The sequence below is a fragment of the Streptomyces sp. NPDC021225 genome (assembly GCF_044332865.1).
Taxonomy (GTDB): Bacteria; Actinomycetota; Actinomycetes; order Streptomycetales; family Streptomycetaceae; genus Streptomyces.
This window is the reverse complement of sequence record NZ_JBIRPV010000004.1, coordinates 312,282-330,421: the sequence shown is the minus strand read 5'-3', so window position 1 is coordinate 330,421 and position 18,140 is coordinate 312,282. Positions and strand designations below refer to the sequence as shown.

13 protein-coding genes are annotated in these 18,140 nt (G+C 73.4%); 6 read left to right on the top strand and 7 right to left on the bottom strand.

Going from position 1 to position 18,140, the window contains the following annotated elements:
* Positions 1–209 precede the first annotated feature (209 nt).
* Genes ACH4S9_RS20040 through ACH4S9_RS20030 form a run of 3 tightly spaced genes read right to left on the bottom strand, consistent with a single transcriptional unit; the run spans position 210 to position 2,294 of the window.
* Complete coding sequence (locus tag ACH4S9_RS20040; protein ID WP_398373358.1) at positions 210–1,214, bottom strand: MauE/DoxX family redox-associated membrane protein; 1,005 nt, start codon at positions 1,212–1,214, stop codon at positions 210–212.
* Positions 1,211–1,858 (bottom strand): cell wall protein, encoded by a 648-nt coding sequence (locus tag ACH4S9_RS20035; RefSeq protein WP_311725432.1) that lies wholly within the window; start codon positions 1,856–1,858, stop codon positions 1,211–1,213. Before ACH4S9_RS20035 ends, ACH4S9_RS20040 begins: the two co-directional genes overlap by 4 nt.
* 13 nt (positions 1,859–1,871) lie before the next feature.
* A complete protein-coding gene (locus ACH4S9_RS20030; RefSeq protein ID WP_361188069.1) occupies positions 1,872–2,294 on the bottom strand; it encodes a septal ring lytic transglycosylase RlpA family protein in 423 nt (140 codons plus the stop codon).
* A 302-nt stretch (positions 2,295–2,596) separates the two neighbouring features.
* Between ACH4S9_RS20030 and ACH4S9_RS20025 the strand changes: the two genes are divergently transcribed.
* The 4 genes from ACH4S9_RS20025 to ACH4S9_RS20010 all read left to right on the top strand — a co-directional run bounded on the left by ACH4S9_RS20025 (position 2,597) and on the right by ACH4S9_RS20010 (position 10,438).
* Positions 2,597–4,090, top strand: a complete 1,494-nt coding sequence (locus ACH4S9_RS20025) for a glutamate synthase subunit beta (protein ID WP_398373355.1) — start codon at positions 2,597–2,599, stop codon at positions 4,088–4,090.
* 187 nt (positions 4,091–4,277) lie between these two features.
* A complete protein-coding gene (locus tag ACH4S9_RS20020) occupies positions 4,278–5,702 on the top strand; it encodes a hypothetical protein (protein WP_398373651.1) in 1,425 nt (474 codons plus the stop codon).
* An 85-nt stretch (positions 5,703–5,787) separates the two neighbouring features.
* On the top strand, positions 5,788–7,698 hold the full coding sequence (locus ACH4S9_RS20015; RefSeq protein WP_398373353.1) for an AAA family ATPase: 1,911 nt from the start codon (positions 5,788–5,790) through the stop codon (positions 7,696–7,698).
* A 91-nt stretch (positions 7,699–7,789) separates the two neighbouring features.
* Complete coding sequence (locus ACH4S9_RS20010) at positions 7,790–10,438, top strand: hypothetical protein (RefSeq protein ID WP_398373351.1); 2,649 nt, start codon at positions 7,790–7,792, stop codon at positions 10,436–10,438.
* On the opposite strand, the gene ACH4S9_RS20005 is transcribed toward ACH4S9_RS20010, so the two are convergent.
* Together ACH4S9_RS20005 and lpdA are read right to left on the bottom strand one after the other, a co-directional pair.
* A complete protein-coding gene (locus ACH4S9_RS20005) occupies positions 10,431–12,980 on the bottom strand; it encodes a SpoIIE family protein phosphatase (RefSeq protein WP_311725427.1) in 2,550 nt (849 codons plus the stop codon). The two genes, ACH4S9_RS20010 and ACH4S9_RS20005, sit on opposite strands and share 8 nt — an antisense overlap.
* A 71-nt stretch (positions 12,981–13,051) precedes the next feature.
* On the bottom strand, positions 13,052–14,452 hold the full coding sequence (gene lpdA / locus ACH4S9_RS20000; protein ID WP_311725426.1) for a dihydrolipoyl dehydrogenase: 1,401 nt from the start codon (positions 14,450–14,452) through the stop codon (positions 13,052–13,054).
* Between the two features lie 85 nt (positions 14,453–14,537).
* Here lpdA and ACH4S9_RS19995 point away from each other — a divergent pair, with 85 nt between their 5' ends.
* Positions 14,538–14,912, top strand: a complete 375-nt coding sequence (locus tag ACH4S9_RS19995; protein ID WP_311725425.1) for an RNA-binding S4 domain-containing protein — start codon at positions 14,538–14,540, stop codon at positions 14,910–14,912.
* Positions 14,913–14,964: 52 nt separating this feature from the next.
* On the opposite strand, the gene ACH4S9_RS19990 is transcribed toward ACH4S9_RS19995, so the two are convergent.
* Positions 14,965–16,188, bottom strand: coding sequence for an FAD-dependent oxidoreductase (locus tag ACH4S9_RS19990; RefSeq protein ID WP_398373348.1), 1,224 nt, complete (start codon positions 16,186–16,188; stop codon positions 14,965–14,967).
* Between the two features lie 239 nt (positions 16,189–16,427).
* On the opposite strand from ACH4S9_RS19990, the gene ACH4S9_RS19985 reads away from it, so the two are divergent.
* Complete coding sequence (locus ACH4S9_RS19985; protein WP_311725423.1) at positions 16,428–17,153, top strand: peptidoglycan-binding domain-containing protein; 726 nt, start codon at positions 16,428–16,430, stop codon at positions 17,151–17,153.
* 51 nt (positions 17,154–17,204) lie between these two features.
* On the opposite strand, the gene ACH4S9_RS19980 is transcribed toward ACH4S9_RS19985, so the two are convergent.
* Positions 17,205–17,960, bottom strand: a complete 756-nt coding sequence (locus ACH4S9_RS19980; RefSeq protein ID WP_385336800.1) for a LuxR C-terminal-related transcriptional regulator — start codon at positions 17,958–17,960, stop codon at positions 17,205–17,207.
* Between the last annotated feature and the right edge of the window lie 180 nt (positions 17,961–18,140).

The window sequence follows — 18,140 nt, the reverse complement described above, 5'->3', positions numbered from 1 at the left end:
TGCGGGGTCCCGGGCTGTCCGCAGGGGCCGGGCCAGGTGCCGGCTCCGCCGAGCACAGGGCTTCCGCCGGCTGCCGAGCTCCCGCCGGGCCCCGCGCTCAGCCCGGCCCCCGGACTCGGGCCGACGCCAGGCCCGGCCAGAACCCCGGACCCCGCCGGGTCCCAGGCTCGGGCCCGGCACCGGGCTCCCGCCGGGTCCCGGGCCGCGGGTCAAACCAGGTGCCGTCTCTCGCCAGGTGCCGGACTCGGGCCCGGCGCCAAGCTTCGGCCAGTCACCGGACTCCCGCCGGGTCTCGGACTCCCGCCCGGCACCGGGCTCCCGTCGGCTCCAGGGCGCCCGTCGGGGCTCGCGGGTGGGTGGGGTGGGAGCGGCACCGGGGTGCCGGTGTCCGCGTCCACGGCTCCGACTCGGACCGCGGGCTCGGCCACCGTGTCCAGGCTGGCCGTCGCGTCCAGGGCGAACATCACGAAGACCGGCCTGGCGCCCGCGCCCTCGCCGTACACCCCGGCGAACTGGAGAACCCGCCAGCCCCCGTCGTCCCAGTGGTCCAGCAGCGCGGAGCGCACCACCGGGGCGGCCGTCCGCCAGGCCAGCGAGCGCTCCAGCAGCTCGACCGTCGCGGCCACCGGAACCGCGCCACCGTCCGCGGGCCGGACGAGCGGAATCCCGCGCGGCCGTGGCCGCCACCGTAGGCCCACGCCGGCGTCGGCCGAGAGCGCCACCAGCGCCAGCGCGCCGACGCCGGCCAGGCCCAGCGAGGCGACCGGCCGCCGGGCCACCGCCGCCCACCAGGGCTCCGCCGCCGTCGCTGCCACGGCCGTCGTGGCGCCGCCTGCCGCCAGGGCGGCGGCGCGGGCGAAGGTGCGCCAGGTGACGGGGGCCGCGCCGTTCCCCGTACAGCCGCAGGGCGAACCCGGCGCGGCCCGGCGGGCGTAGGCCAGATAGCCGCTGAAGCCCGCGCCGAGAACGGCGGCCGCCACCCCCGGGACGACGGTGGCGGGCGGCGCCAGCAGCGCGACGGCGAGCAGCAGTTCAAGGGCGCCGAGCAGCCGCAGGGCGAACGCGGCCCGGCCCGCGCCGCGTACCAGCCGGACCAGCGCGGCGGGTGGCGGGGCCGGGCGGGCCGCGCGGCGGGGCCGCAGCTTGGCCGCGCCGGTCCGGCCGAGCAGCCCGGCGGTCAGCAACGTGGCCGCCCCGGCCGACGCGGCGATCACCGCCTCCTCCCCGGCGGGGGCCCGACCGAGACCCGTACGACGTCCACGGCTCGGTCGGCGGGCCGCCAGGCGCCGAGGACCTGCGCGCCGTCGCCCACCCGCAGCCGGGACAGGTCCGAGGTGGCGGCGGTGCCCGGGTACGAGGCGCTGGTGGTGACCGGGAGCAGATGGCCGACGATCCGGTGCGCCCCGTGCGTCAGATGGAGGCGGTCCTTGTCGATGCGGCGGACGGTGGCGTAGAGGTTCACGATGTTCACCCACACCGCGTCGGCGGCGACGGTGCCGTCGGGCATCGGGACACCGCGGGCGTAGAGCCCGTCACCGGCCTCGATCGCCTCGGCGGTGGCCACCCCCGCCTTCCAGACGCTGGTGGCGTTGGTCAGCCGCACCCGCGCCGCGTCGCCGTGGGACCCGGCGACCCACAGCACGCTGCCGTCGATCCGCAGGATCCGCCCTTCCACGAAGGCGCTCCGGGGGACGGCCGGGTCGAGGGGGGTGAGGGGCGCGGCGAAGGCGGCGTCCGCGTCGACGGCGCCCAGCGAGGTCGCGCCGACGATGGTGGCGCCGCTCAGGGCCACGGTGGTCAGAAACCGCCGTCTGCCGACGTCTTCGAGGCCGCCGGGGGCCGGTCGGGGCGAGGTCACGGCCGGTCCCCCGTCACTCGTGGATCAGCACCGGCAGGGTGCCGGAGCTGAGGCTGCCGAGGGCGGCGAAGGCCGCGGGCGTGAGGTCGATGACGCGGTTGGTCCGGCAGACCCCGTCGCAGCAGGTCGACTCGGAGCAGAAGCTCCTGGTGCGCGGTCCGCAGTCGGTGATCGTCACACACACCGACGCGCCGGAGCACTGGTGGCGGACGGTCAGGACGCTGCCGCAGCCGCGCCGCGGCATGTCCTCCCCGCACAGGTCCGGCCGGGTGATCTCCCAGCACTCCGGGGAGGCGTTCGGCCAGGCGGCCTGCGGCTCGCTCGACCGGCAGGTGCCGCAGGCGCCGCCGCCCTCGTCGGCGCACGGGCCCCAGGAGTTGCCGCAGCAGAACCAGCTGGCCTCGCCGGCCCACAGGGGCGTCGATCCACAGGCCATCATGTGCTCCCTTCGCTCCCTGTATCCGGTGCCCAGTACCCGGTACCCGGTTTCCTCCAGCCTGCCGGGAACATCACCGGGCGGCGATCGCTCGTCCGCCGACCGCGCGGTGGCCGCAGGTGGCGGCGCCGGGCGCCCTTGCACCCGGACGTACAGTGGGGGAAGGCGTGGTGTTCCGCGGGGCGCCCGCCACCACATGGCCCAGGCCGAGCCCCTGCCGAGACGCGAGCGCGGCCGCGTGGGGCGCCGCGTACGGGCAGAACACGGGCAGACACGGGCAGACACGGGTAAGGAACGCCGTCATGGCCGACCCGAAGGGCTTTCTCAACACACCTCGCCGGCTTCCGCCACGCCGCCCCGTGGCCGAGCGGGTGCGGGACTGGCACGAGGTCCAGGTGCCCGGCGGCCTGCTGCCGATCGTCGGGGCCCAGGCCGGGCGCTGCATGGACTGCGGCGTCCCGTTCTGCCACGAGGGCTGCCCGCTGGGAAACCTCATCCCCGAGTGGAACGAGCTGGTCTCGCGCGACGACTGGCGGCGGGCGAGCGAGCGGCTGCACGCCACCAACAACTTCCCCGAGTTCACCGGCCGTCTGTGCCCGGCGCCCTGTGAGAGCGCCTGCGTGCTGGCCATCAACCAGCCCGCGGTGACCATCGAGAACGTCGAGCGGGCCATCGCGGACCTGGCGTGGGAGAGCGGCCATGTGTCCCCCAAACCACCCGAGCGGCTGTCGGGGAAGACCGTCGCGGTCATCGGCTCGGGCCCGGCGGGCCTGGCCGCGGCCCAGCAGCTGACCCGCGCCGGACACACGGTGGCGGTGTACGAGCGCGCAGACCGCGTCGGCGGGCTGCTGCGCTACGGCATCCCCGAGTTCAAGATGGAGAAGCGCCACCTCGACCGCCGCCTGGCGCAGATGCGCGCGGAGGGCACCAAGTTCCGTACGGGCGTGGGCGTGGGCACCGACGTGGACGCCGCCGAGCTGCGGGCCCGCTACGACGCGCTGGTGATAGCGGTCGGGGCGACGGCCTGGCGGGAGTTGCCGGTGCCGGGGCGGGAGTTGGCCGGAATACATCAGGCGATGGAGTATCTGCCACTGGCCAACCGGGTCCAGGAGGGCGACTTCGCCCGGCCGCCGATCACCGCCGAGGGCAGGCATGTCGTGATCGTCGGCGGCGGGGACACCGGCGCGGACTGCCTGGGCACCGTGCTGCGCCAGGGCGCGGCCTCCGTCACCCAGCTGGACATCCATGCCCAGCCCGGGGCCGAGCGGCCCGAGAGCCAGCCCTGGCCGGTCTACCCCAAGATCTACCGGATGTCCGCTGCCCACGAGGAGGCCCAGGTGCTGGGCGCGTCCCCGGACGCCGACGCGGACGCGCGGGTCTTCTCGGCCGCGACGATCCGCTTCGAGGGGGACGAGCGGGGCGAGCGAACCGGCGTACAGGCGGTGCGGCTGGTCGGGGTCGACGCGGACGGGCGGCCCGAGCCGGGCCCGGAGCGGGTGCTGCGGGCCGACATGGTCCTGCTGGCGCTGGGCTTCTCGGGCCCGGAGCGGGACAGCGGCCTGCTCGGCCAGCTCGGCCTGGGACTCGACGACCGGGGCACCATCACCCGGGACGAGGGGTACGCCGCCGGCCACGAGGGCGTCTTCGTGGCGGGTGACGCGGGCCGCGGCCAGTCGCTGATCGTGTGGGCGATCGCCGAGGGGCGCTCCGCCGCCGCGGCCGTGGACCGCTATCTCTCGGGCTCCACCACGCTCCCCGCCCCCGTCACCCCGGCGGACCGGCCGCTGGTGGTCTGAGCGGCGGGCCGGCCACCGGCGCTCCCGCCCATCCGCCCCGGGGGCCCACTGTCGTACCCGGTGGATAACGTTCTTGGTAGCGGGCCGGGCACGAGCACCGGAAAGCCGCAGGTGTAACAGCCATGCGCAAGAGGGGGAGTCAGTGGCACGGGTGACGGGGGCGAGCCGGCATGCCGCGGCGCGGGGGGTGATCGACCTCGGCGACCGCCGGGCGCTGCTGGAGTGTCAGGTGGCCGACCCGGAGGTCGCCGAGGAGGGCCGTCGGCTCAAGGAGGCGGCGCTGCTGGACTTCGGGGTCAAGGACAGCGTGGTGGGCTCGTGGCTGTACGCCAAGTGCCACCACCAGATCGCCACCGCGGCGGTGGACACGGCGGCGGTGGTGGCCATGGGCGACGGCAGCTGCCTGTTGCTGTACAACCCGGAGTTTTTCGTCCGGATCGGGCCGAGTGGAGTGCGCTTCGTACTGTTCCACGAGGCGCGCCATCTGATCCACCGCCATCTGTACGTGGACGAGGACCTGCGCGCCGACCCCGTGTTCGAGCTGGCCGCCGAGGTGGCGATCAACCATGTGGCCATGGTCCGGCTGGGGCGTACGGAGTTGCCCACCCAGGAGGTGCCGGACGGCCTCGGGGGCACCTGCCGCGAGCCGGTGGGCGTCGATCCGCGCGAGGTGCACCAGCGGTATGTGGCCGACCTGACCGAGCAGGGCCTGACGCCGCTGTCCTACCAGGACTTCGTCGACACCGACCTGGGGGTGTACGGGGAGCTCAAGCGGATGCGCCGGCCCCCGGTGCCGCCCACGGTGTGTGTGCACATGCGGCCGGCCGGGGCGGGCGAGGGCGAAGGGGCGGGCCGGAAGCTGCCGATGGACGACGAGACGCTCTCCTCGGTCGTCGGGGCGACGCTGGCCGAGGCGATGCGCGCGGCGCTGCGCGGCGAGGGCATCGCCCGGGAGGAGATGCTGGGCCTGGCGGACCGCAGCGCGGGGGGCGGAAAGCGGGTGGAGCGCATGTGGGGCCGGATGGGCCTGGGCGCGCTGCGCGGGGAGACCCCGCGGACCCGGCGGGTGGAGTGGTGGCGGCGCTGGCTCTCCGATGTGCTGGCTTCCAAGCTGCGCGAGGGCGAGCGGCTGGTCTATCCGAAGAAGCACGGGGCCGTGCTGCTGGCGCTGGGCCATGACCCGATGCTCTCCCGGCGGGGCGCGGAGCGCACCAAGGTGGTGGTGGTCGCGCTGGACACCTCGGGGTCGATGCCGCAGGCCGTGGTCGACTGGATCACCTCGCTGGTGGGCCGGACGGACGGGGTGGAGAGCCACTGGCTGAGCTTCGACGGCGCGGTGATGCCCTTCGTCCCCGGGGAGCGGGTACTGGGCGGCGGCGGGACGAACTTCCAGCACGTCGTCGACTATGTCGAGGGCCGGCTGGCGGTGAACGGGCGGCGGTTCGAGGAGCGCGCCGACGCGGTGATCATGGTCACCGACGGATATGCGCCCAGGGTCACCCCCGCCCAGCCTGACCGCTGGATCTGGCTGATCACGGACGGCGGGGACGACTGGCCGGAGCGGCACGATCCGCCGATGGCCTGCCACCGCGTGGTCACCGGCGACAGCTGACCGTGGGCCGGTCGCCGGCCGGCCGTTTCGGACAACCGACAGACACACAACGAGGGAACAGGCCACTGTGAGCAGCGTGGAGACGATGGCACCGACCGCGGAAGACGCCTCCGCCGGGCGAGCGGGGCGGACGGCGCGGAAGACCCAGAGGATCCAGAAGCCCCAGAAGATCCAGCAGGCGCGGCAGGGGGCCGGGCCGGTCAGCGCTTCCCGGCTGGAGCAGTTCATCAGCGCGATGATCGCCATGGGACAGACCGGGCAGGTCTTCGGCGAGCACGGCATCGGCAAGACGTCGACGTTTCTCTCGTACGTGCCCGAGGCGCACCCCGGCACCGAGGTGATCCTGATCCCGGCGGCCAATCTCACCCCGGACGACCTGCTGGTCAACGCTCCGGTGCGGGACGACCGCAGCGGCGAGCTGGTCCTCACTCAGCTGATCATGCGTCAGCTCTCCCCCGGCAGGCCCTTTGTGCTGCTGATCGACGACTCGCTTCAGGCCGGGGAGACCATTCAGTCCCAGCTGATGCAGATCGCCTGCAACTGGACGCTCGGCGAGCACGATCTGCGCGCGCTCGGCTGCGTCGGGGTCTTCCTCGCCGACAACGAGTCGCTCGCCGAGACCAGCGCCCGGCGCAGCGATCTGGCCGTCCTGGACCGCATGGTCACCCTGCGGGTGACCGCCAATGACACGGCCTGGCGGCAGAAGCTGGCCGAGCGCTACGCGGACTGGGATGTGACCGAGGTGTTCCGGCTGTGGGCCGGGCTGACCCCGCGGCTGCGCTCGCTGCTGTCCCCGCGCACCCTCCAGCACGTCCTGGACTGCGCCCGCGCCGGATTTCCGCTCTCCTGGGGGCTCCCGCTGGTCGGTGGTCAGCGGCTGCGCCTGCGGGATGTGAAGTCGGACGGCAAGCCGGGCCCCGACCGCACGGCCGAGGTCCTGGACGGCATCGCGGCCGCCGTCGGCTGCCCGAACCCCTCGACCGTCGCGGATCCGGTGCGCGCCATTTTGCGCACCGCCGTCCGGGAGAACTGGTCCGTGCTGCTCCAGGGCCCGCCCGGGTGCGGCAAGACCGAGATCACCAAGGCGGTGGTCCGGGAGGAGACCGGCAGCGACCCGGTGTACTTCTCGCTGCCGGTGACCAATGTCGAGGACCTGTGTGTGCCGATCCCGACGCCGGACGGCACCTTGGACACGCTGCTCAGCCGCTCGCTCATGGGGCCCGAGTCCAAGGTGATCGTCTGGGACGAGTACAACCGGCCCAAGGACAAGGCGACCTTCGCCAAGCTGATGGAGATCACCCAGGAGTGGTCGCTGGCCGGCCGGCCGATTCCGGGGCTGTGCGCCCAGATAGCGCTCCAGAACCCGCCGTACCACCTCGGCCGCAAGCTGCTGGTCAGCAGCAACAACGTGGCGCAGGCGAGCCGCTTCACGGTCAGCTACGAGGTGAGCCCGCAGGACATCCCCGCCAATCAGTGGCTGATCGACACCTATGGCGAGGTGGCCGAGACGGTGCTGGAGTGGTGGAAGAGCGACATCGACGACGAGGGCCGGGAGTGGATCACCAAGCGGACCCTGGAGCGGCTGATCAAGCTGCATCGGGCCGGACAGCCGCTGGAGACCGGGCTGATCTACCTCGGCGACGGGGAGTACGCCCCGGTGCCGCTGTCCCAGCTCGAGGCGCGGCTGTCGGAGAGTTCCGGGCAGAAGGTCATCGGTCTGCGCGAGTTGGCGCGCGATGTGACGGAGTGGGAGGCCAGGCTGGCGGCGGCCTGTGAGAGCTCGGCCGAGGGCACCAATGACACCGATCTGGTGCACCAGGTGTTCGCCAACGCCGAGGTCTCCCAGCTGAAGCGCCATGCCGAGGTGGTGGCGCGGCTGCTGCGCCATATGCCGCCGAAGCTGCGCGCCGCGCATCTGGTGGGACAGACCCCGGAGCGGCAGCGGTTCTGGATCGGCGCCCTGTCCAAGATGGCCGAGCTGCCCGCCACTTCCTGAGCCCCGCTCTCACCGCTCCTCCCCTTTCCTTCCCCTTTCACTTCTTGAGCCGCTCTCTTCTGCTCTTCTCAACGATCGGAGAACACCCGGCGTGGCGATCCTCGACGAATCCCTGCTCTCGGCCACGTTCCGGCTGGCCGGACCCGCGCTCGCCCCGGAGCTGATGGCCCGGCTGCGCGAGGAGGCCATGGCGCTGATGGCCGGGCGGGAACCGCTGCCCGACTATCTGGTGGACGAGATGTTCGCCACCGGCGACGCCGAAATGATCTGGGTCCTGTCCGGATGCCCGGCGACGCCCGAGCGCCTGCCGGCGCTGCTGCGCCTGGCCGCGCTGGGCTACACGGCCCTGGGGCCACGGCTCTACCGGGGGTACGGCGATCGGGAGGAGCTGCGGGCCGCGGTGTTCGAGGGCGCGAAGCGGAGTCTGGACGATCCCGACTGGCATGAGCCGGACGGGCTGGTGGAGTATCTGCTGAACACCACCAATGTCCAGGAGCTCTTGCCGGCGCTGCGCGCGCCCTTCCCCCGCCTCGTACGCCACGCCCTGAAGTCCGTCGTCCACAAGGCAAACGTGGACGACCAGGTGGCGGCCTGCCGGGCGGTGCTCACCTACGGCGGCGTGGCCGAGCTGTCCGCCCTCACCGAACTGGCCGCGTTGCGCCCGGCGGTGGTGGAGCTGGTGCGCCGGGCGGTGGCCGCACCGGACCCGGCCGCCGTACTGCTGGGGGGCGCCCCGGTGGCCGAGGACTCCGCGAACACCGCGAACACCGCAGACCTCGCCGCCCCCGCAGACCTCGCCGCCCCCGCGGACCCCGCCGCTGCCGAGCCCGCCCCGAGCATCCCGGCCTTGTCCGGAGCGGCGCTGGTGGACCGGCTGCGCGAGGCGAGGTGGGCGCGCGAGGACATCCCGCTGGACGGCGTGGACTGGGATCTGTTGCTGGCCGAGCACGGGCGCGAGCCCCTGCCGAACGGCGCGCTGCTCATCCTGGCGGCCCGCCGGGACTGCCCGGACGACCTCGTGCTGGCGGCCTACAAGAAGTCGCCCCAGCATCTTCCCGCCACCTCCCGGCTGCCGTGGCGGCTGCTGGGGGACTCCGATTGGGGTGACAGCTACTCCCGCTTCAACCTGTCCAAACTGTTGCGGCGGGGTGCCAAGGAGGGCGCCTACCCGGTCGAACGGGTGCTGACCGAGATCCGGCCCGCCCGTGCGGTGCTCGGCTCGCTGCCGTGCGAAGAGCCTTCGGTCCGCGAGGCGCTGACCGGTCTGGTGGCCGAGCTGGGCGAGGACTTCGCCACGTGGCGCGCCCTGTACTCGCTGATGCCCCGCTTCGCCGGGACGAGCACGGAGCTGTTCGCCGCGGCCCGCGAGCAGTCGGCCAAGCACCGGCGCAAGACCTGGCCCCGGCCGCTGGCCCCGGAGTACCCGGTCAGCGCGCCGGAAGGTGCCCGCGCGGTGTTTCTCCAGCTGTACGGTCTGGCCACCGAGGACGTCCAGTTGGCGCTGGCCGAGCACCTGGACCTCCGCACCGTCCAGCATCTGCTGGTCCATCGCCGGCCCTCGGCGGCGCTGCGCGACCGCTTCATCGCGCTGCACGGGGTCTCCGTGCTGGCCGGTATCGCCTCCAGCTGGGAGCTTCCGGAGACCACCATCGCGGAGCTGCTGCGCCACGACGACCCGGAGATCAACGCCAAGCTGTACATCCACACCCCGCTCAGCCCCGAGCAGCGCCGGCAGATCCTGTCCGGGCGGCGGACCGACCCCGACAGCGGGGAGGGGCCGCTGCCGCTCACCGAGGAGGTGTTCGCCGAGCTGCGGGACAGCGGGCGCCGTCACTGGCTGCTGCCGGCCTGCGAGGCCGGCGATCCGCGCCTCGCCCGCATCCTGCTCGGAAAGGTCAAGCTGCATACGCTCGCCGGCCAGCTGCGGCTGCTGGAGCGGCTGTGGGCGCAGCACGGCGCGGAGGAGGTGCGCGCGCTCCTCGACGAGACCGAGTTCCCCGAGCGGCGCAGCAAGAAGCACCCGCTGCCGGCGGCCACCCACAAGATCGCCCGATCCGCCCTGGAGTCGGCGGACGGCCTGGCCGAGCTGCGCGAGCAGCTCGCGCGGGCGCAGTCGCCCGCGAGCCGGGCGGCGTTCCTGCGCGCCGCGGGCGAGGGGCGGCGCGACCAGCTCGCCGCGGCGATGGAGCGGCTGGCCGAGGAGACCGGCCCGGGGCTCCCCTGGGAGGAGCTGATGGCCGAGCACGGCCGCGAACCGCTGCCCGACGCCCTCCTGGTCGAGCTGGCGAAGCGGGACGACTTCCCGGGGGAGCTGCGCGTCGACGTGCAGCTGGCGGAGGTGCGGCTGGAGCACAACGCCCATCCGCACCGCCTCACCGGCCCGCGCCCCACCGCGCTGGAGCTGCTGCGCCACCACCAGCTCCCCCGGTACTTCCGGCAGGAGTGGCTGGACAAGGCGGTGTCCTATGGGCAGCTGTCCTTGTCGGAGGTCCTGCACGAGGCCCGGCCCGCCATCGTGGCCGCGACCTACCTGTCGAAATATCCGGCGAACCGCCCCCAGGAGGCCGGGGCCGGCGGCACGGACGAGCAGTTCCGCCGGGCCCGCCGGGAAGCCGTGGATCTGATCGCCTCCCATCTCGGCAAGGATCCGGAGGCCTGGGCGGTGGCCCTGCGGCTGATGCCCGAGTTCACCGGCACCCTCCCCGAGCTGCTGACCACCACGGCGGCGGTGATCAGCTGAAGGCGAGCGCGGCCGAGAGGGGCCACGGGGACGACTCGGACGGCAGTGTCTGCTCCGTCCAGATGACCTTGCCGCTCCTGGTGTAGCGGGTGCCCCAGCGCTGGACCATCTGGGCCACCAGGAACAGCCCGCGCCCGCCCTCGTCGGTGCTGGCGGCCCGGCGCAGATGGGGCGCGGTGGTGCTGCCGTCGGCGACCTCACAGATCAGGGACCGGTCGCGGAGCAGGCGCAGCCGGATGGGGCCGGAGGCGTGGCGGATGGCGTTGCCGAGCAGTTCGCTGACCACCAGCTCGGTGGTGAAGGCCGCCTCGTCCAGGCCCCAGTCGCCGAGGGTCCGGGCCACCGCGGCCCGCATGCCGGAGACGACCGCGGGGTCCGCCGGGAGGTCCCAGGAGGCGACGTGGTCCTGGGCCAGGCCGGTGGTTCCGGCGACGAGCAGCGCCATGTCGTCGGTGGGGTGGTCCGGCGGCAGGGCCTCCATCACCGCCCGGCAGGTCTGCTCGGGGTCGGCGCCGGCGCCCGCGAGGGCGCCGAGCAGGCGCTCGAGACCGATGTCGACGTCGACGTCGCCGGCCTGGAGGAGCCCGTTGGTGTACAGCACCAGCCGGCTGCCGTCGGGGAGGTCGATGTCGGCGGCCTCGAAGGGCAGCCCGACGAGGCCGAGCGGCGGTCCGGCGGGCAGGTCCAGGAGGGTCGCCGTGCCGTCCGGGCGCACCAGGGCGGGCGGCGGGTGGCCGGCCCGCGCCAGGCCGCAGCGCCGGGCCACGGGGTCGTAGACCGCGTACAGGCAGGTGGCCCCGGCGACCCCGGGCCCGCTCGCGCCGTTCGCGGCGGTCTCCTCCCGGTCCAGGCGCTCCACCACCTCGTCGAGGTAGGTCAGCAGCTCGTCGGGGGGCAGGTCGAGCGCGGCGAAGTTGTGCACCGCGGTGCGCAGGCGGCCCATGGTGGCGGCGGCGTGCAGGCCGTGGCCGACGACGTCGCCGACGACGAAGGCGATGCGGGCGCCGGAGAGGGGGATGACGTCGAACCAGTCGCCGCCCACCCCGGCGTGCCCGGGCACATAGCGGTGGGCGACCTCGACGGCCTCGTGCTCGGGCAGCTCGCGGGGGAGCAGGCTGCGCTGGAGGGCCAGGGCGACGGCGTGCTCGCGCGCGTAGCGGCGGGCGTTGTCGATGTACGCGGCCGCCTGGCTGACCAGTTCCTCGGCGAGGGTGAGATCGTCGTCCTCGAAGGGCGCGGCGCGCGCCGAGCGCCAGAACTCGGCCTGCCCGAGGATGACGCCGCGCGCGGTGAGCGGCACCGCCACCGAGCCGATCGGCTCGCCCATCAGCCGCAGCGACGAGTCCTCGCGGACGCCGCTGACCGCGACGCGGCGCATCCGGGTATCGGCGGGGTCCGGCTCCTCATAGCGCAGGACCGACTCCATCAGGTCGACGGTGACGAAGTCGGCGAAGCGCGGTACGGCGACCTGGGCCAGCTCCTGGGCGGTGCGCACCATGTCGAGCGTGGTGCCGACCTCGACCCCGGCGTAGTACAGCAGCTCCAGGCGCTCCCGCGCCCGGTCGGCCTTGTCCGTCAGGGCTTGCAGTTCGGTGGTGTCGCGCAGCGTGGCCACGCTGCCCCAGGGCTGTCCGCGCCGGCTGGCGGGGCGCTGGTTGACGGCCAGCAGCCGCTCCCCCACCCGGTGGACCTCGTCGGTGGCCGGCCGGCCGGAGGCGAGCAGGCCGGCGGTGTCCGGCGGGAGCCCGGCGTCGGCCACCTGCTTCCCCTGGGCGCCGGGCGGAAGGGCGAGCAGCCTGCACGCCTCGTCGTTGGCGAGCAGCATCCTGCCGTCGCGGTCGACGATCAGCACGCCCTCCCGTACGGCGCGCAGCACGGCGTCGTGGTGCTCGTACATCCGGGCGATCTCGGCGGGCCCGAGGCCACGGGTCTGGTGCCGCAGCCGCCGGTTCACGAGCGCCGCCCCGCCCGCGCCGAGCGCGAGGGCCACGCCCAGGGAGCCGAGCATGAAGGGCAGCTGGCGGTCGACCGAGCGGCGCACGTTGGGGATGGTGACCCCGGCGTTGACGATGCCGATCACCTTTCCGCTCGCGTCGGTGACCGGGACCGCCGCGCGGATGGAGGGGGCGGAGAGGGTCACGCCCGGGACCCTGCTGGTGAAGGCGCGGCCGACCGTGGCCGGGTACAGGGATTGGTCGACGCGCTTGCCGATCTGGTGGGGGTTGGGGTGGGTGTAGCGGATGCCGCTCGGGCTCGTCACCACGATGTAGTCGATGCCGGCGTCGCGTGTGACCCGCTGTGCGAAGGGCTGGAGCGTGGCGGTGGGGTGGCGGGACTCCAGGGCGGCGAGCACCCCCGGGGCGCGGGCGAACGAGTGGGCGACGGCGAGCGCGCGGCCCCGGGCCTGGTTCTCGCCGCTGCTCCGGGCCTGGAGGAACAGCGCGGCGCCCGTGGCGACCAGGAGCAGGGCCGTGATCACCAGCATCAGGGCGAGCGCCTGTCCGGCGACACTGCGGGAGCGTAGCGCCGAACCCACCTTCATCTGGTCTTTTTAGCACATTTAGGGCATTTGCACCCCGTCGACGCCCGAGGCCACGGTCCGCCGGGGCCGGGTCACATGTTGACCATGTGGCCCGCGAGGCCGTGCACGGCCTCCTTGACCGCCTCGGAGAGCGTGGGGTGGGCATGGACATTGCGCGCCACCTCGTGGGCGGTCAGATCCCAGCGCTGCGCCAGCGTCAGCTCCGGCAGCAGCTCGGTGACCTCCGGGCCGATCAGATGGCCGCCCAGCAGCTCGCCGTGGCGGCCGTCCGCGATCAGCTTCACAAAGCCGGCCGGGTCCCCGAGGCCCTGCGCCTTCCCGTTCGCGGTGAACGGGAACTTCGCCACCCGCACATCGAAGCCCAGCTCCCGGGCCTGAGCCTCGGTCCAGCCGAAGCTGGCGATCTGAGGCTGACAGAAGGTCGCCCGCGGGATCATCACATAGTCCAGCGCCATGGTCTCCGCGCCCGCGATCGTCTCGGCGGCGACGACCCCCATCGCCTCGGCCGCATGGGCGAGCATCAGCATCGCGGTGACGTCCCCGACCGCGAAGATGTGCGGCACGTTGGTGCGGCAGTAGGCGTCGACGGCGATGGCACCCCGCTCGGTCAGCCCGACGCCGGCATTCTCCAGGCCGTAGCCGGTGACCCGCGGCCGGAACCCGATGGCCTGGAGAACCGCCTGGGCCTGGAGCGTCTGCCGCTGGCCGCCCGTGGTCACCATGACCTTCACCGAGGGGCCCGCGTCGTTGATCGCCTCGACCCGGGTGGAGGTGAGGACGTCGATGCCGAGCCTGCGGTAGCGGCGGGCGAGCTCCGCGGAGACCTCCTCGTCCTCCAGCGGGACGATCCGGTCCAGGAACTCCACGAGCGTCACCCGCACCCCGTAGCTGCGCATGATGTACGCGAACTCGACGCCGATGGCGCCCGCACCCGCGATGATCACGCTCTCGGGCAGCTCCGGACTGAGGATCTGCTCCTCGTACGTCACCACGCGCTCGCTGAGCGAGGTGCCGGGCAGCAGATTGGTGACCGCGCCCGTGGCGATCACACAGTGGCCGAAGGTGAGCACCTCCGTTCCCCCGGCGGCCAGGTCGATCCGCAGCGTACGGTCGTCGAGGAAGGTGCCCCGGCCGTCGTACTCCGCGATCTCGTTCTTCTTCATCAGGTAGTGGACGCCCCTGACCCGCCCGTCCGCGACCTTGCGGCTGCGCTCATAGGCCGCCCGGTAGTCCGGGATCACCTGCCCGTCCACCCGGATGCCGAAGGTCTGGGCCTCCTCGGTGAACAGATGGACCAGCTCGGCGTTCCGCAGCAGGGCCTTGGAGGGAATGCAGCCCACGTTCAGACACACCCCTCCCCAGAACCGCTCCTCCACGACGGCCACGGACAGCCCGAGTTGCGCGGCGCGGATCGCCGCCACATAGCCGCCCGAGCCCGCCCCCAGGACCACGACGTCAAAGTGTGCGCTCATGCGTCGCACCTTAGACAGCAATCCCGGATAAAGCAGAACGTACCGACCAGGGCGGAGCCGATAGAGTCAGAGCATGGCTTCAGGGATGGCTTCAGATGAGGGGCCCGTGCGGGTCGACAGCTGGATCTGGTCCGTACGGCTGACGAAGACGCGGTCGCTGGCCGCCACGGCCTGCCGCGGCGGCCACGTCCGCGTCAACGGGGATCGCGTCAAGGCGGCCCAGGCCGTGCGGCCGGGGGACGAGGTGCGGATCTTCCACGCCGGGCGGGAGCGGATCGTCGTCGTGAAACGCCTGGTGCGCAAGCGGGTCGGGGCGGCCGTGGCGGCCGAGTGCTTTGTCGACAACTCCCCTCCCCCGCCGCCGCGCGAGGAGCTCGCCGCGGTCGGCCATCGCGACCGCGGCACCGGCCGGCCGACCAAGCGGGACCGCCGCGACATGGATCGGCTGCGCGGCCACTGAGCGACCGCGCCGCAGCACCCCGGCCCGCGCCGTCCTGCGCGCCGGCCACGGCTCAGCGCAGGGCGGCGGCGGGCGGGCGCTCGCGCTGCGCGCCGTAGGCCAGGAAGTACGCCGGGACCCGCTTCAGCCAGGGCACCGCGTTCAGCACCCGCACCACCCGGGCCCCGCCCCCGCGCGGGATGCGGCCGGCCAGCAGCGGCTCGATGACGCGGGCATGGGCGATCCGCTGGAGCGCCTGCGTCCCCGCAGCGGTCGGCCATCGGCGGCGCTGCACCTCGCGCACCTCCCGCAGCCCCACCGTGCCCTTCCCCAGCGGCCCGGCGAGGATCCGGGCGGCGGCCACGGCGTCCTCGACGGCCAGGTTGATGCCGATCCCGAACACCGGCGACATCGCGTGCGCCGCGTCCCCGATGCACAACAGCCCGGGGCGGTGCCAGCGCCGGAGCCGGTCCATCCGTACGTCGAGCAGCTTGACCTCGTCCCACGACCGCAGCGCATGGGTGCGGTCCGCCAGCCACGGGGCGATCTCCGCGAACTCGGCCATGAACGGGTCCAGGCCCGCGGCGCGCCGGGCCGCGTCGGTGCCCTTGGGGATCAGCACGGCGCACTGCCAGTACTCCCCCCGGTCGATCATTGCGGTCAGAAAGCGGTCGCCCGCGTTCCCGACCAGGCCCCGCGGGTCGCCCTCGTGCCGGGGCAGCCGGAACCACCAGGCGTCCATCGGGCAGAGGAACTCCCGCAGCCCCAGCTCGGGCAGGCGCCTGGCCAGCGACCCGCGGCCGTCGCAGGCCACGGTCAGGGTGGCCCGCAGCTCGCCGACGCTCCCGTCCTCGGTGCGGTAGCGCACCCCCATGACCCGGCCGCGCTCCATGAGAAAGGAGGTCGCCTCGGTGTTCATCCGCAACCGGAAGGAGGGCTCCCGCTCGCCCTCGTCGGCCAGCAGGTTCAGCAGGTCCCACTGCGGGACCATGGCGACGTAGTTGTACTTGCCCGGCAGCGAGCCGATGTCGCCGACGGTGAACAGCGAGCGGCCCGGGCCGATCGGCAGTTGGACGGTGCGCACATGACGCTGCGGCAGCGCGGCGAACCGCTCGGCGAGACCCAGCTCGTCCAGGAGCGTCAGCGTGCTCGGATGCACGGTGTCGCCGCGGAAGTCCCGCAGGAAGTCGCCGTGCTTCTCCAGGACGGTGACCTCAACCCCGGCGCGGGCCAGCAGCAGCCCGAGCACCATCCCGGCCGGCCCGCCGCCCACCACACAACAGGTGGTGCGCTCCATGGCATCCACTCCCTTCGGCTCCCGGCCGCGGCCATTAGGGGGAACGGAGCGGCCGGTCAGGAGCCTTCCCCCTTGAGCTTCGTCAGCCGGACATCGACAGGCATCCGCAACAGAACCAGACGGAGGTACCCGGATTTCTCCCGTTGAGTCGTCCGGCCCTCCCGTCCGTATCTCCTCGTGACGTCTCGACACTGTCGACGCTATCGACGGAATCGACGGTCTCGACAGAGGAGGTCTGTATGGCTGCTGCCGGAACCGATCCCGAACAGCCCACCGGACGGCAGGTGATCGAGCCGACCCGGATCTTCCGCGCGGGCGTCAAGTCAGGCAAGGACGACGACCCGCCGGTCGATCCCTGGATGGAGGATCTGGACCTCTTCCGCCCGCTGATCGCGTCGGCGCCGCCCCGCGTGTACAACAGCGCCGACGCGGACACCGAGGAGTTCGAGCCGGGGCTGGGGACGGCCACCGAGCCGACGGCCACCGCCGCCGAGCCCGAGCCCGAGGCGCCGTCCCGGAACCGGCCGCGCACCGCCGCCCTGGCCGTCGCGGGGGCGGCCGGCGCGGCCGTCGCGCTCGCGCTCGTCCTGCTCCTGTCCGGCTCCGAGGGATCCACCGCGGCACCGTCGGACCCGGGGCGCGGTACCTCGGCCCCCGCCGCGCCCACCGAGTCCGCCGAGCCCACCGCCCCTACCGAGTCCGCCGCGCCCGCCTCGCCGGGCGGGGACGACCCGCAGGGCCAGGCCCCGGTGCTGTCCCTGGGGGACAGCGGCCCGGAGGTCTCCGAGCTCCAGTCCCGGCTGCTGCGGATCCCGGACGTCTACACCGGCGGGGCGGTCAACGGCCAGTACGACCAGAGCCTCGCCTCCGCCGTGGCACGCTTCCAGCTGTGGTACGGGATCCGCGGCGACGAGGACGGCGTGTACGGCGACGACACCCGGCGCGATCTGGAGTCCCGCACCTGAGCCCGGCAGCCGCCGTGCCCGACGTACCGTGGCCGGCGTGCCGCGACCGGTTCACTTGACGAAGTCCCGGACGACCCTCGGAGGCCAGGAGCCGACTTCGAGCACGCCCATCGAGTAGGCGCGGGAGACCAGCGCGGCCCGGTTGGGGACCCGCAGCTTACGGAGCAACCGCGTCACGTGGTATTCGACGCCCTGGCGGCTGAGGTAGAGCCGGGACGCCAGGGGGATGGTCGAGATCCCGGCGGCGATGCCTTCGAGAATGCGTGCCTCGATCTCGGTGATGACCTTCTTGTGCTGGGTGACGACGTCGGCGTCCTCGAAGCCGTCAGCGGAGCGCATCACCACCAGGATGGAGGCGACGCGGGAGGTCTCCCCGCGCACCGCGACCGCCGTGAGCGCGCTGGTGAACGCGGCGCCCTCGGCCGAGACGGCGACGACGTGGGTGGCGAACCGGCGGCGGCTGCCGTCGACGAGCCGGGCGAACTGGTGTCTGAGCGGGTGTCGCAGGCTGGGGTGTGTCAGGTCGCAGAAGCCCCGGCCGCAGACGTCCGCGGAGGAGCCCCCGAACTGGCGGAAGAACTCCTGGTTCGCCTGCTGGACGAGCAGGCTCGCGTCGAGGCGGGCCACACACGCGCCGGGCTGGTCGAACTGCCCGAGGAGGTCGGCGTAGTCGAGCTGATCGCGTCCTGCGTCATGGGAGGTTGGCTGAACTGTGCCTGCCGGTGCGGGGGTCGCCAATGGCCTGCCGCCCTTCGTGGACCGTTCCCCGGAAATAACGGGAACGAAATAGTTGTCGTGCATTTTCATATTCCGGTTCGGAGACTAGGTAGCCCCGGCCAGGGGAGTCAACGTCCACCGGAGCGGGTCGGCAAATCCTGTGGTGGGTACGGCGGATGGTTCGGTCCGCGGGCCGCGGTTTCGGTGCCTCGGTACGGTGTCGCCGCTGGGCGCACCGTCCCCATGGTCAACGCTCTGACCTGCTCGGCA

Excerpts from the sequence above, each read along its gene's own strand:
- ACH4S9_RS20030 (WP_361188069.1), bottom strand. The coding sequence starts at position 2,294 with ATGGCCTGTGGATCGACGCCCCTGTGGGCCGGCGAGGCCAGCTGGTTC.
- ACH4S9_RS20025 (WP_398373355.1), top strand. The coding sequence starts at position 2,597 with ATGGCCGACCCGAAGGGCTTTCTCAACACACCTCGCCGGCTTCCGCCA.
- ACH4S9_RS20015 (WP_398373353.1), top strand. The coding sequence starts at position 5,788 with ATGGCACCGACCGCGGAAGACGCCTCCGCCGGGCGAGCGGGGCGGACG.
- ACH4S9_RS20005 (WP_311725427.1), bottom strand. The coding sequence starts at position 12,980 with ATGAAGGTGGGTTCGGCGCTACGCTCCCGCAGTGTCGCCGGACAGGCG.
- lpdA (WP_311725426.1), bottom strand. The coding sequence starts at position 14,452 with ATGAGCGCACACTTTGACGTCGTGGTCCTGGGGGCGGGCTCGGGCGGC.
- ACH4S9_RS19995 (WP_311725425.1), top strand. The coding sequence starts at position 14,538 with ATGGCTTCAGATGAGGGGCCCGTGCGGGTCGACAGCTGGATCTGGTCC.
- ACH4S9_RS19990 (WP_398373348.1), bottom strand. The coding sequence starts at position 16,188 with ATGGAGCGCACCACCTGTTGTGTGGTGGGCGGCGGGCCGGCCGGGATG.
- ACH4S9_RS19985 (WP_311725423.1), top strand. The coding sequence starts at position 16,428 with ATGGCTGCTGCCGGAACCGATCCCGAACAGCCCACCGGACGGCAGGTG.
- ACH4S9_RS19980 (WP_385336800.1), bottom strand. The coding sequence starts at position 17,960 with ATGAAAATGCACGACAACTATTTCGTTCCCGTTATTTCCGGGGAACGG.